We start from the raw sequence: 13,644 nt of genomic DNA on the forward strand, positions 1-13,644 counted from the left end.
GTTTTTTAATGATTAGAATTTCTCAGGAAATTGTAATGCTATTCCTTTTGCCAGGTCATCTGCCATATCAAGCATGTGTTGGTTGGCCTGGTCATAGTGAATGATGGCATTGTTGTAGTCTTTATTGAGTAGGTCAACAGCATAGGTAGTAGTTTGTTCAATATGCATTTCCATCATGTGTTGCATATCATGCGGAGGCCAGTTGGCCGGATTGGCGGTAGAAAGAAAGTTGGCAATATCATTAGCATTGACTTTCCAGTTGGCAATAGCTTTGTTAAGGGCAGGCTGGTCATTATTATTTGCGGCTTCAAGAACAGGAACAGCTAAGTTTATGTGTGTTGTAAGCAAAGCGGAAAGTGAGTCACCGGCAGCCTGACCATAATATGGAACAATTGCAGCACCAATTTCTTTTTGATTTTCTAATAAACGATTCAAAGTGGAAGATAGCCCGGAAGGATTGTTGTAGTAGGCATCAACGGTTGCATAGGTAAATTGCATATGGTCATTCCAAAGTTTGCGCATACCATCTTGAAGGCTGTAGTATTGCGTGCTTTCTAAAGGATTGGAATCGTTATCTTTTTTACAAGACGTAAGCATAGTGCCAAGGCAAAGAAAGAGTAGAAATATAGCGTTTGTTTTTAAATTAAACCTTGTTTTGTTCTTCTGTGAAGCCTTCACAATTTCAAGGGAGTTCTTTTGTTGTAATGATGTTTTTTTCATTTTTTACTATTTTTTAATGTTTATACTCTATTAGAGTAAATGAAAAAACAAAAGGTTACAAAAAATTACAGAAAAGCAGATTTATAGTGAATGAAGAACAAAACTCTTCTTTATGCAAAGGCGTTTTTCTTTGCAATTTTAGTGTTATTCTTTCTTTACGTATTTACATGAAAAATGCGTTTTTTCACGCAGAGTTTGATAGCATATTTTCTAAACACCGGTCAATCATAGCAAGTGCTTCGTCAACAGTTTCTTTTTTTGTTCGGAATGCTAAAATTGCAATTCTAATTACAAAGTGGTTGTCAATCATTGACGAACTTAAAAACACAGAACCGTCTTTATGTATTGCTTCCATCAGCAGTTTGTTCTTTTCATCAGTATCAGATGTAAATGGATACCAAAAATAACTTACAGATAAATCCGGTTCTGGGCCCAAACAAAATCCTCTTTCTGCTAATTTTATTCTAAAGTATTGTACTAGAAAAAGTTTCTCTTCAAGACAGGCTATAAAAGGTTCTATACCGTGAAACTTTAACGGCAGCCAAACCCTGAGGCCCCGAAAATGTTTGGTGAGTTCCGGTGATAAGTTTGCTGGACTTTGAATAAGCTCTTCGTTTTGCCCATCTTGCATATAGTTTGCAGTGTAGTAATGTGAGTGTAAAACAGAAAGACTGTTTTTTACCAAAACCGCACCAACACCATAAGGAAGAAACAAACCTTTATGCGGGTCAACAATTAATGAATCGGCACGTTCTATTCCTTTAAATAATTTTTTCTTAGACGTTAGTATAAAAAAACCACCATAGGCAGCATCAACATGAAACCATAATCTGTGATTGCTTGCAATATCTGCAATACTATTCAACGGGTCTATAGTACCTGTATCGGTAGTTCCAGCAGTGGCAACAATTAAAAAAGGGTTGAGTCCATCAGCTTTATCTTTTTCAATCAATAAATTAAGTTCATCAGGAATAATCCTGAACATGTCATCTAAAGGGAGATAACGAATAATTACATCTTCAAGTCCAATAATGCGTAATGCTTTTTGTGTGGAATGATGTACTTGTTCGCTTAGGTAAACCACACTTTTATAAACAATTTCGTTTTTAATTTTAAACTGATCTCTTGCTGCAGTAAATGCAATTAAAGTAGAGACGGAGCCACCTGAAGACAAACATCCAACTGCATTTTCGGGAAATGAAAAAACATTTTTTATCCAATTAATTACTTCATTTTCCATTGTAGCTGCACCGGGCGAAGCAAAATAGGCGCTGGCAAATGGATTGGTAACTGCTGCAATAAAATCTGCTAAGGCAGAAGTATAAATTCCTCCACCGGGAATGTAGCCCAAATGTTTGGGCGATGCAGCATTGATGCCACTTTCTGCAACTTCACTCTGATAAAGGTTCAGTAAATTTTGCAAAGTTGATGGTTGGTTATTGATGGATAAATCTCCAACAGTTTTTTCCTGATAACCTTTTATGGTATGCAGTGTTGAAATAAAATTATTAGTATATTCTGCAGTCTGATTTAATAACGATGCTCTTTCTGCTTCAGAAATATCAAGTTGGCTGCTGATTTTATTAAGTTTGTTTAATTCATCAATAATAGATTGGGTGCTCATCTGAAACAGGAAATGTTAAGTTGTTTTAATCAGGTATCAATTGTGGTTTAAAAAATACTTAGTCCAAAGCTGTTCTTGACGTTATTGCAATTCTGTTCCATGCATTAATGGTTACAATGGTCATTATTACTGCGGCCATTTCTTTATCTGTTAAATGTTTTTTTGCTTCTTCAAAAACAGAATCGCTTACAGGATGATTTGCTATTAAAGTCATGGCTTCTGTAAGTGCTAAAACGGCACGTTCTTTTTTAGTAAATAAATCGGTTTCGTGCCAACTATTGAGTAGAAACAATCGTTGTGCACTTTCACCGTATTTCAAGGCATCGCGCACATGCATGTTAATGCAATAAGCACAACCATTGATTTGTGAGGCACGTGTTTTTATTAACTCAAAAAGTATTTTATCTAATCCACTTGCTGCCAGATATTTTTCAAGGTTAAGCATTGCATCAAATGCTTTCGGGTCGGCTTTTGATAAGTTGAAACGTTCTTTCATTGTATTATGATTTTAACTGTAAAAATTATGAATAAGGTTTAACAAATTTTTTTATAGTTTGGTTTTTATTATTATCGCTAACACAAAAATAATAAACACCTTTTTAAAGATATCTTATAACTATTTCCATTGAATCGGTTTCGTTAGTTTGTCTTGCTAAAATACCACAACTGCAATAGTTATAAGCAAACAATGTTTTTTTATCATCTTGAAGGGAGTAATCAGCGATATAAATCTGTCTCTTCCTTTACAAACCAAAGTTAGTTTAGGCATGCATTTACTGCTTGTTTATTCAATCAATTTTCCAATCCCAATGCCCAAGTGCAGTCCAATACTGAAATGAACATCATGCCTGTCAAGCGCACATTCAACTATTGGCCCAAGGTGAATGTTTTTAATATCGAAATGATAGCCTGCTTCTAAATGCAGAGAAACATCGGCATGGTTGGGCTCAGAGTCTTCAAATAAAACTCCCGGTGTAATACTGAGTTCAACACGATGTGCCGGACTGTATCCTGCAACAATACCAATCATATTATGTCCATGGCGGTCAAATATTCTTTCGTATTCGGCACCAATGGAAAAATTTGAATGTTTGATGTTGCGGCTGAAATGAAAATGAAAGCCATAGTTTAAAGTTTTGTCTTTAGTAAAGTAAACGGCAGAATTACCAATACCTATTTCCGCTTTGTGAGGTTGATGCTCATGTTCAGGCTCAGTAGAAATGCAAAATCCGGGTAACGCCATTATTATAAAAACTAATAAAGTCAATAGGGTAAAAAGTCGCTCTTTCTTAAAAAAAATCATGCATGGTTTTGTTTGTGTGGGATAAAAATCTGCTGCAAAAATATATTAAAAGCAAAGTAATTTTTATCGGGCACCTCCTTGAGGAAAATCAGGTTCAAAGTTAATAGTTCTACAAAATTTTAATTCAAATACCATTGAAATGGATGTGAACAAAAAAACAAAAATTTTTTCTATTCATTATTTTTTTACTTTTGCGCACTTATTAACGGTGACATAGCTCAGTTGGTAGAGCAAAGGACTGAAAATCCTTGTGTCGGTGGTTCGATTCCACCTGTCACCACTAACATTTTCAGGAAAAGATTCAATGAAATCATCTTCTCCTTCTAGATTGCAACACGTTCTGTTGATTGATGATAATGAAATAGATAATTTCATCAACGAGCGTATTATCACCTCTTCAGGGTTTAGCGAGGTATGTACTGTAAAAACCTCTGCCGATGAAGCTATTGAATACCTGAATATCATTGCCAAAGACAGTAAGGTACCGTTGCCACAGGTAATTTTCCTTGATTTGAACATGCCTGTAAAAGACGGTTTTGCTTTTCTTGACGAGTTTAATTCGCTTGCAGAAAATATCCGTCAGTCATGTCGCATCATAGTGCTGTCATCATCCATTAGCCCGGACGATATTAACCGCGCCTCTGCCAACCCTTATGTCATCCGTTATCTGAATAAGCCATTGGCTGAAAAATATCTTGAAGCAATAGACCTTTAGGATTTTTTATTACAGAATTTACCTCATTCAGTATTGCGTTTAAAATTTTCCGATAAAGTTTTACAATAATCTATTCCATGTACCTTTGCCGCCTATGGCTACAACTGACGAATTATTCAAAAATATCATATCACATGCCAAGGAGTATGGATTTATTTTTCCCTCAAGTGAAATCTATGACGGACTGAGTGCCGTTTATGATTATGGTCAATATGGCGTGGAGCTGAAAAAAAATCTGCGCGACTACTGGTGGAAAGCTATGGTGCAGACAAACCCTGATATTGTTGGAATAGATGCAGCCATTTTTATGCATCCTACAATATGGAAAGCTTCGGGACACGTTGATGCATTTAATGATCCGTTGATTGACAATAAAGATTCTAAAAAACGCTACCGTGCCGATGTGCTGATTGAAGAATATGTTGCAAAAATTGAAGATAAAATACGTAAGGAGGTAGAAAAAGCAGCTAAGCGTTTTGAAAATTTTGATGAGGCCATGTTTCTGTCAACCAATGCACGTGTACTAGAATACCGTCAGCAGGTTGATAAGATAAATGCCCGTTTTAAAGAAGCCTTAGAAGCCGGTAATCTTACAGAGGTTAGGCAGATTATTATTGATTTAGAGATTGTTTGTCCTGTCAGCGGATCGCGTAACTGGACAGAAGTGCGACAGTTTAACCTGATGTTCTCAACACAATTGGGAAGTGTAACAGACGATTCTGCAACCATTTATCTGCGACCTGAAACAGCACAGGGAATTTTTGTAAACTTTTTAAATGTTCAGAAAACGGGCAGGATGAAAATTCCTTTCGGTATAGCACAAACAGGTAAGGCTTTTAGAAATGAAATTGTAGCAAGACAGTTTATTTTCCGTATGCGTGAATTTGAGCAAATGGAAATGCAGTACTTCGTAAAGCCCGGCACCGAAATGGAATGGTACAACTACTGGAAAGAAAAGCGGTTTAACTGGCATCTTTCTCTTGGCCTTGGTGCTAATCGCTTTCGCTTTCATGACCATCTCAAGTTGGCACACTATGCTAATGCTGCCTGTGATATAGAGTTTTGTTTTCCTTTTGGTTTCAAAGAACTTGAAGGTATTCACTCACGTACGGATTTTGACTTGTCTAATCATGAAAAATATTCCGGAAAAAAATTACGATACTTCGATACAGAGCAAAACACATCGTTTGTTCCTTACGTGGTGGAAACCAGTATTGGGCTCGACAGACTGTTTCTTGCGATGCTTAGTACAGCGTACAATGAAGAAACACTTGCTGATGGTTCGCAACGTACAGTATTAAACTTCCCACCATTTTTAGCCCCCATAAAATGTGCTGTTTTACCTCTGTTGAAGAAAGACGGACTGCCCGAAGTGGCTCAAAAAATATTTAATACACTCAGACTTTCTTATCAATGTCATTACGATGAAAAAGATGCTATTGGTAAACGTTACCGCAGACACGATGCCATTGGAACACCTTTCTGCATTACGGTTGACCATCAGACATTAACTGATAGTACAGTTACACTTCGTCACCGCGATAGTATGGCGCAGGAACGTATTGGAATTAATGAATTGAAAGCGATTTTAGATAAAGAACTTGCTTTGGAAAATATTCTGGCTAAACTGTAAGTCTGTTTTTTTATTCTATTAAAAACTCAACTGTAAAGTCATGATAATCGGGTTGTGAAATACCATGAGCATAAGAAGTATTTTCAGGTTGTGTGTATTTTGAAAGATAAGCCAAATCAATTTTCTGATGAATGTCATCATCTTTTTCAATTTTTTTGACTGTAACATTCAGGATGGTGTTGTTAAGGTTTAATTGACCTGCACCATTCTTTAAAATTTCATTAAACCATCCAGTTTTACTTTTGTTCCAACTGCGTGAAAAGAAACGGCCTGCTACTGTTACCATCCAAATGTCTGTAAATGACTTTCTGTTAATACCACTTTTAATTCCTATTAAGGTATAATGCTGGAGGTAATCGGTAAGAAGTTTGACAGACATGTACAAAGTTTGATGACAAACGTAATTTTTTAAATCGGAAAAATAGCTGCTATTATCAATTTATCTTTTTAACATCACTAATTCCTTTTATTTTTACGCCCGTGATAAATTTTTTAAAGAAGTATCCTTTTGTGTTGCTGTTGCTGATAGCCCTTGTGGGTTACTATCAGGTTGCATTTTTTCAGAATACGTTGAAGTGGGATGTCACCGATCAGTATTATCCGTGGCGCATGTTTGTGGTGCAGTGTCTGCGAAATGGTATTTTACCTTTTTGGAATCCATACGAACAGTTTGGTTACCCGATGCATGCTGACCCGCAAAGTGGGGTATGGTATCCTGTTGTCTGGCTTATGTCGTTGTTTGGACCCTATACACTTTACAGTGTGCAAATAGAATTTATGTTGCATATCATTGGTGGAGGCATTGGTATGTTGTTTTTATTACAACGTTTCCATATCAATCCGTTTATCGCATTCATCAATTCCATTGCTTATATGTTTTGTGGTTTGTTTGTAGGCAATGCGCAACATCTGACTTTTACCATTGCTGCCTGTTGGTTACCTTTTGTCATTCTTGCTTTTAAGAACATGGCAGAGCATAATCACTGGCGTTTTGCATTGCATTTTGCTTTGTTTGGCTACTTGTTGGTGTCGGGAGGATATCCTGCTTTTGCCATCATTTTATTTTATATTCTGTTAACCGTATCAGTATTTCTTTTTATTCGTAATCGTCAGAGCAAACATTGGATGAAACGCTTTCTCCTGCATAGCATACTTGCTGTTGTTCTGTTATTGTTGTGTTCATCGGGTATTTTGTACAGTGTTTTTCAAAGTTCAGATTATCTTGCGCGTGCAGAAGGGCTCTCATTTAAAGTAGCATCGTTTGGTCCTTTTTCACCTCAGTCACTCATATCTCTTATGTTTCCACTGGCATCTGCACGCGACAGCGAATTTTTCGGAACAGACATCAGTATGTCTTCAGTTTTTATTGGGATGTTGCCGTTGGCAGGATTTTTACTTTTTATCATCAGACCTAAATCGCGCTCTGCATGGCTTATTCTTGCAGCAACTATTATCATGCTGTTGGCTTCTTTTGGAAGTTATACGCCTGTTTTTGGCTGGCTTTACAATACTTTTCCCATGCTTGATTTATTCCGGTTCCCCTCGGTTTATAGATTATTTTTTATTATAGGAATTATGTTGCTTTCTGGCATGGCACTCTCTGCACCCGATGCTTTCAGCCGCCTTAAACTACCATTAGCCACCTTAGGAGGCATTGCCGCAGTAACAACTGTTTTTTTCTGGATAAAGAATACGCAGGACTGGAACTTTAAACCTTGGCATGATGCTTTCAACAACATTTCGTTTACGCAGGCAATAGCACTTCAGGGTTTTATTCAATTGCTGTTTATTGTGATGATGTTGCTGGCATTATTAATTAAAGATAGGGCAAAAATTTTGATGTCCATGATAATATTGTCTGCCGCCAATGTAATTGCTGCTGCACAATTAAACATTCCAGTGACGGTGACCTACAATCTAAAAACCTCCGAAGTAGCAAAAGAAGTAAAAGAAAAAGCAGTTGCAGACTTTCCTGTTCCTGAAGTGCGACCTGTTTTACTCAACAACGACTCAGGAGGGTGGGTAAGTCCTTTTTGGCGAAACTTAAATCTATTTAAAAAACAACCTGCATGGGATGGATATAATTCTTTTCAGTTGAAAAATTATGTAAACTTTGTTGATGATGAATCGCTCAGGCAAAGGCAGATTGCCAACAACTGGATTTATTTTTCAGACACAGTTATTGCTTATTCAGAAGAACCCATTATAGTTGCTCCTGCATCTTTGCATAATGTTAGTTATGTACCTGCAAACAAAGCAGGCTACTTGAATATTCAACCAACATCTGACAAGAAAATTTCTGTAAAAAAATTTATTCCCGGAAAGATAATTGTTGATGCAGAGGCCAAGGCGCCCTCGGCTTTAACACTGATGCAGCAGTACTATCACGGATGGAAAATTTATGACAATGGAAAAGAAGTTAAGCCCATTATTACCGATTATTTGTTTATGACCATTCCTTTAACACAAGGTAGTCATCAGATAGAATACTGCTATGAAAACAAACCGATATATTATACTTTGTTGCTTTCGGGAGTTACACTTTTTGCATTAATAGGTTTTTCACTTTTTGCCTTTTTCAGCAAGAACAAGTTGCAGACTATGCCAAGTTAGTGCAGCAGTTTTATCCCATGAAAACTCTTGTTGCCTGATTTCACCTTTTTGCCTTAGTTGTTCGGCAACTTCCTGATGTTGCAATACCTGCTCCAAAGCACCGGTAATGGCATTTACGTTGTGTGGGTCAACGCATATTGCTGCATTACCTGCAATTTCAGGAAGACAACTTACATTGGAAGTAATTACAGGAACACCACAGCGCATGGCTTCAATCATCGGAATGCCAAAACCTTCAAAAAACGAAACATACATCATTGCTTCTGCAGATGCAGTAAGTTGTGCCAAGGCTTTTGCCGAAAGTCGTCCGGTAAAAATTATATCGTCTTCAATTTTTGTTTCAGAAAGTGCCAGTTGCAAATCACTTTCCATTTTATTTCTATCGGAGACAAACACAAACTTTAATTCTCCGCCAAACTGTTTTTTGTATTGTCCAAAGGCACGCACCATGTTCGCTGTGTTTTTACGTTGATGCAGCGAGCCTGTATATAATATAAAGCGGCATCCTGTGGTATATTGGTTACGCACCAGCTCTTGTTCTTTTGCTGAAAGCGGCTTGTACATGTCATGAATGCCGTTATAGAGCACGTCTGTTTTTTCAATGTTAATATTATAGGTGTTTACAATATCCTGACGTGAAAATTCAGATACAGTACCTACTCTCTGCGCTTGTTGTGCTGCTATGCGCGACCACTTACTGTAATAACGTGCTACCTGTGCCGGCATATATTGTGGAAAATGTTCAAAGTTTAAATCGTGAATTACTGCTACCTGTGGTACAGTTGCTTTGCTGCAAATAAAACTCTCGGGGCTGAAGAATAAATCCGGTTTATACTTTTTAAGTGCTCTGTGAAGGCTTATTTCAAACCAAGTGTACCATAACCATGGATGCCGGGCCTGTGGATAAACAACAACAGGCAGAATGTTATTGCTGAAGACAAATTCAGAATGGAACTTACGATCGAAAAAAAAGATAAAATGATGCTCCGGGTGCTGTGTGACAATACGCTTCAGGGTCTCGAATGCAAACCATCCTGTTCCATCCAACTTTTCTTTAAGCAACATTCTGGTGTTTACCGCTATCAGCGCCATTACGATTATTTATATTTTTGTAGTGCAAAAGTATTTTAAATAGAAACTCATAGCAGGCCATAAAATAAATTCCCTCATGTTGAGTTATATATTCCGTATCCCGAACCATATGTACAAACAGCTGTCTATTGTCCTTTTTCTGCTACTATCAGCAATACAATCCCATTCGCAAAATCTGCCTTTAGGCTCATGGCGCGAGCACCTTTCTTTCACACAGTCACAGTTTGTGGCGAATACAGCCCAGCGTGTTTATTGTGCCACCGATCAGGCTGTGTATTTTATTGATAAATCAGATAACAGTGTTCAACGCTATTCAAAAATAAATGGACTTTCTGATGTCGGCATCAGACTGATGGATTACAGCCATTCAGAAAATGTGGTTTTTGTGGGCTATGTAAATTCCAATATTGACCTGATATCAAGTACGGGCATCATAAATGTTTCTGATGTTGAAAGAAGAACAGCTACCGGTGATAAAACCATTAACGATGTAACGTTTAATTCAAAGTTTGCATACCTGGCAACAGGTTTTGGTGTTCTGGCTCTCGATTTAATAAAGGCTGAAATAAAAGAGACCTACGTTGTTGGAACCACCGGAAATGAAGTTCCTGTTTATTCGGTTACTACTGATGGTACCTATATTTATGCTGCCATTGCAGGCGGAATTCTCAGAGGAGAAATAAGCAATCCATCACTCAATAATTTTGCAGAATGGCAAATGGTTTATCCAAATACTTTTACCGGAGTTACATTTAATAAGATGTGCTGGCTCAATGGTAATCTGGCTGTTAATTTTCATTCTGCCACAGCGGATAGTGTAGTTATCGTTAACACAACAACTTTTGCAACAGGAACCACATTGCTTAGTGGAGGCTTTGAGCTGCGACAGTTAAAAACCGAAAATAACCGCCTTTATGCAGTGAATAATTATTCTGTTAATGAATGGGATAATAATTTTCAATCATTACGACAGATATATGGTAGTGCTAACTATCAGAACACAGATATGTTTGGCATAGCTACAGGAAGTGGCAATCAACTTTACATTGCTGATCGTAACAATGGGTTGGTAAACTATACAGACAATAACAACATAACATTTACCGTTCCAAACAGCCCGGCATCGCCCAATGCAAGTTTTGTATTTCACAATGGCACATCATTGGTGACTACACATGGCACCAACCGCTGGAGCGACAGTTATGGTACTGATGGATATTCAACTTTTGATGGTGTACAGTGGAAAACATGGAATGTAAAAACTATTACCAATTCAAATGTTGATCTCAATCAAATGCTCGATTTGCAATCCGTAGTCAGGGAGCCCGGAAATCCAGGGCACTTTTTTCTGGGTTCGCGCATCAATGGTGTTTTTGAATTTGATAATAATGTTCCGGTGAAGATGTACAATAAAGACAATAGCAGTTTAAAAGGAGCATTTGGAAATCCGGGACAAACAAAAATTGGCGGTTTAGCGTATGATGCTGCTGGAAATCTTTGGGTAGTTAATTCAGGGGTAAACACACCATTAAATGTAATGAGTAAAGATGGTGTTTGGCAGGCAATCAATCTACAGGCTGTTATTCCATCAGGAGTAAATATATTTTTTGGAGATATTTTATGCGATTCTTATGGTCAGATATGGACAACCTTAATCAGCAATGGTTTGATTGTATATGATCCTGTGGCGCAAGCCTCAGCAAGAATTTCTCAGGAGACCGGTGGATTAAATGTAAATGATGTTCGTTGTATAGTAGAAGATAAAGAAGGGCAGATCTGGCTTGGAACATCAGAGGGTATTGCTGTTATTTATTCTCCCGGAAATGCAACAGGGAGCACAGCTGTTAAAGCACAAAAAATTCTGATAACTATTGATGGTATTACACAGTATCTTTTAGACAAAGAAATTATTACTGCAATTGCAGTTGATGGAGCCAACAGAAAATGGATTGGCACCAATGGTGGAGGCGTCTTTTTGCTTTCTGCTGATGGCACAAAGCAAATTCAGAACTTTAATACTTCAAACAGCCCTTTGTTTTCAAACACAATTACTTCAATTGCCATTGATCCGGTTACAGGCGAAGTTTTTATCGGTACCGATAAAGGATTGATTTCTTATGTTGGCGATGCAACACAAGGTGCAGAATCGTGCTCAGGATTAAAAGTATTTCCCAACCCGGTGAAAGAAAATTATAATGGTCCTATTGCAGTGCGTGGCGTTACAGCAAATGGTAATATTAAAATTACTGATATTGCAGGAAATGTAGTTTATGAAACAACAGCTAAAGGTGGAATTGCTACTTGGGATGGTAACAACTTTGAAGGCAAGCGGGCACATACAGGAGTGTATTTGGTTTTTGCCACCGATGAAAAAGGTGACAACACGTGTGTAACTAAACTTTTTTTGGTGAATTAATTACCGATTTTTCTGTTGTTGTGGACTTTTTAATAAGGAAAAAACAATAAGCAAAAATCAGATATGCAGTTATGTTAGCTACATCATGAATCCACCATACTGCATCGCCTATAGTTGTACCAATAAAAGAGTCAATAAACACACTGCAAAAAGTGTATATAAATACCCCTATTAGCAATGTAAAAACAGGATTATTGAGTTTGTTTCCTACACCTTCAATCCATTTTAGCGATGCCCATGCTGCTAAAACAGCAACGATTGATAAATAGCCAAAAGAATAAGTTCCTCGATAAGCACCATTATCACTTACTAATGGCAGAATGATAAATACCAGTACATAGCAAACAAAAAGCAATAGGTAAATTAGTTTAAAAAGCTTCTTTAGATTGTTAAATAGTCCTGATGATTCAATTATGAAAACCATGAGTAATGCTTCTGCCAGAGTATAAATATCCACAGCCAACAGTACATAGGAGCGGTTTGTTTTATAAAATGTCCAGCCAAAAATATCAGTTGCTGCACCATACAAAAGCAACAAAATTAAAAGCCGGAATTGTAGTCCGGCTTTCTTAAATATCATTACTCCGAATAATGCCACCAGCACTTCAATGCAGGTTGCAAGCATCCGAGTAAAAAAAGAATCCATTTAATCATGATGAGGGGGGCCAATGTCGTTCGAGAATTTTATTATCAACTACTACATTTGCTCCGGATTTGTCAACAGCAAAAATAATAATTCTTAGTTTACTGTCTTCGCCATCTTTGTCCAAACCAAAGTAATAGCGGATACCTCCAAAATTATTTTCGCCATTGGTTGCCTCATACAACCGGGTTAAAAAGTCCTCAGATGAAAATAAGGCATAAGGCCATTTAACGGTACCATCACCAAAGGTTTCATTAAAAAAAGAGGTGTAGGCACTCATGTTTTCTTTGATTTTTCCATACTTATAAACAGATGCCGCTGTGGGAATTGTTTTTCTGTATTGTGAAAGATAGTTTGTTATGGCTTCGGGTGTCAGTAAATCATAGGCATGTTTTAAAGTGTCGTTTATCAGGTAAATATCAGCATTGTCTGTTGTGGCAAAATTTGCAGGTTGATCAACATCATAATTAAACTTACATGCTGCCAGCATTTTTACATCTTTAAAAAGAGTGGCGGGTTCATTATCACTGAATCCATAAAATATGTATCCGTTGGCTTCCGGGTCTTCTTCTGTCATTTGCAACAATGCTTCTGCGGAGAAGGCACCACCGATGGGCAAGCTCTTAAGTTCTGAAGCAATGGTACTGTTGTTTATGGTTTCCAAATAGTTTTTTATCAGCGAAACAGCTTCGACAACTGTCATTAAATGCTCGTTAGGCAGCGCAGGTGCTGCTGCCATTTGTTTGGCAGCAGCAACTGCAGTTTCTTTTTTTTCTTCGGGGTTACTACAAGAGGTTACAAGCAGGGTAAGTGTTAGGGCTGCTGTAAAAAATCCGATAATTCTGTTATTCATGTTTTTGGTTTTAGTTAGACAGTAAAAAAGAG

12 protein-coding genes and 1 tRNA gene are annotated in these 13,644 nt (G+C 37.4%); 5 read left to right on the top strand and 8 right to left on the bottom strand.

The features are described from left to right. Positions 1-12: 12 nt before the first annotated feature. The 4 genes from V9G42_02990 to V9G42_03005 all read right to left on the bottom strand — a co-directional run bounded on the left by V9G42_02990 (position 13) and on the right by V9G42_03005 (position 3,647). The gene (locus V9G42_02990) at positions 13-720 is read right to left on the bottom strand and encodes a hypothetical protein (protein ID MEI2758384.1); all 708 of its coding nucleotides are present in this window, start codon (positions 718-720) and stop codon (positions 13-15) included. Between the two features lie 184 nt (positions 721-904). Next, positions 905-2,344, bottom strand: a complete 1,440-nt coding sequence (locus V9G42_02995) for an aminotransferase class V-fold PLP-dependent enzyme (GenBank protein ID MEI2758385.1) — start codon at positions 2,342-2,344, stop codon at positions 905-907. 58 nt (positions 2,345-2,402) lie between these two features. Beyond that, on the bottom strand, positions 2,403-2,840 hold the full coding sequence (locus V9G42_03000) for a carboxymuconolactone decarboxylase family protein (protein MEI2758386.1): 438 nt from the start codon (positions 2,838-2,840) through the stop codon (positions 2,403-2,405). A 288-nt stretch (positions 2,841-3,128) separates the two neighbouring features. Beyond that, positions 3,129-3,647 (bottom strand): hypothetical protein, encoded by a 519-nt coding sequence (locus tag V9G42_03005; GenBank protein ID MEI2758387.1) that lies wholly within the window; start codon positions 3,645-3,647, stop codon positions 3,129-3,131. A gap of 207 nt (positions 3,648-3,854) precedes the next feature. On the opposite strand from V9G42_03005, the gene V9G42_03010 reads away from it, so the two are divergent. The 3 genes from V9G42_03010 (at position 3,855) to V9G42_03020 (ending at position 5,995) form a co-directional block, all read left to right on the top strand. Further along, positions 3,855-3,927: transfer RNA gene (locus V9G42_03010), tRNA-Phe, on the top strand. Continuing rightward, positions 3,904-4,362: a response regulator gene (locus tag V9G42_03015; GenBank protein ID MEI2758388.1), complete on the top strand. Its 459-nt coding sequence runs from the start codon at positions 3,904-3,906 to the stop codon at positions 4,360-4,362. Before V9G42_03010 ends, V9G42_03015 begins: the two co-directional genes overlap by 24 nt. 94 nt (positions 4,363-4,456) lie before the next feature. After that, complete coding sequence (locus tag V9G42_03020) at positions 4,457-5,995, top strand: glycine--tRNA ligase (GenBank protein ID MEI2758389.1); 1,539 nt, start codon at positions 4,457-4,459, stop codon at positions 5,993-5,995. A gap of 10 nt (positions 5,996-6,005) precedes the next feature. Here V9G42_03020 and V9G42_03025 read toward each other — a convergent pair whose 3' ends face one another. Continuing rightward, a complete protein-coding gene (locus V9G42_03025) occupies positions 6,006-6,374 on the bottom strand; it encodes a DUF2255 family protein (GenBank protein ID MEI2758390.1) in 369 nt (122 codons plus the stop codon). A gap of 101 nt (positions 6,375-6,475) precedes the next feature. On the opposite strand from V9G42_03025, the gene V9G42_03030 reads away from it, so the two are divergent. After that, positions 6,476-8,608: a YfhO family protein gene (locus V9G42_03030; GenBank protein ID MEI2758391.1), complete on the top strand. Its 2,133-nt coding sequence runs from the start codon at positions 6,476-6,478 to the stop codon at positions 8,606-8,608. On the opposite strand, the gene V9G42_03035 is transcribed toward V9G42_03030, so the two are convergent. Beyond that, positions 8,558-9,700, bottom strand: a complete 1,143-nt coding sequence (locus V9G42_03035) for a glycosyltransferase family 1 protein (GenBank protein MEI2758392.1) — start codon at positions 9,698-9,700, stop codon at positions 8,558-8,560. The two genes, V9G42_03030 and V9G42_03035, sit on opposite strands and share 51 nt — an antisense overlap. Positions 9,701-9,809: 109 nt before the next feature. On the opposite strand from V9G42_03035, the gene V9G42_03040 reads away from it, so the two are divergent. After that, entirely contained in the window at positions 9,810-12,116 is a 2,307-nt protein-coding gene (locus V9G42_03040; protein MEI2758393.1) for a two-component regulator propeller domain-containing protein, read from the top strand. On the opposite strand, the gene V9G42_03045 is transcribed toward V9G42_03040, so the two are convergent. Together V9G42_03045 and V9G42_03050 are read right to left on the bottom strand one after the other, a co-directional pair. Then, positions 12,094-12,741, bottom strand: coding sequence for a hypothetical protein (locus V9G42_03045; protein ID MEI2758394.1), 648 nt, complete (start codon positions 12,739-12,741; stop codon positions 12,094-12,096). The two genes, V9G42_03040 and V9G42_03045, sit on opposite strands and share 23 nt — an antisense overlap. Before the next feature lie 25 nt (positions 12,742-12,766). Beyond that, positions 12,767-13,612, bottom strand: a complete 846-nt coding sequence (locus V9G42_03050) for a hypothetical protein (protein ID MEI2758395.1) — start codon at positions 13,610-13,612, stop codon at positions 12,767-12,769. Positions 13,613-13,644 lie beyond the last annotated feature (32 nt).

It is taken from the genome of Bacteroidia bacterium, from assembly GCA_037045145.1.
Classification (GTDB): Bacteria; Bacteroidota; Bacteroidia; order AKYH767-A; family OLB10; genus OLB10.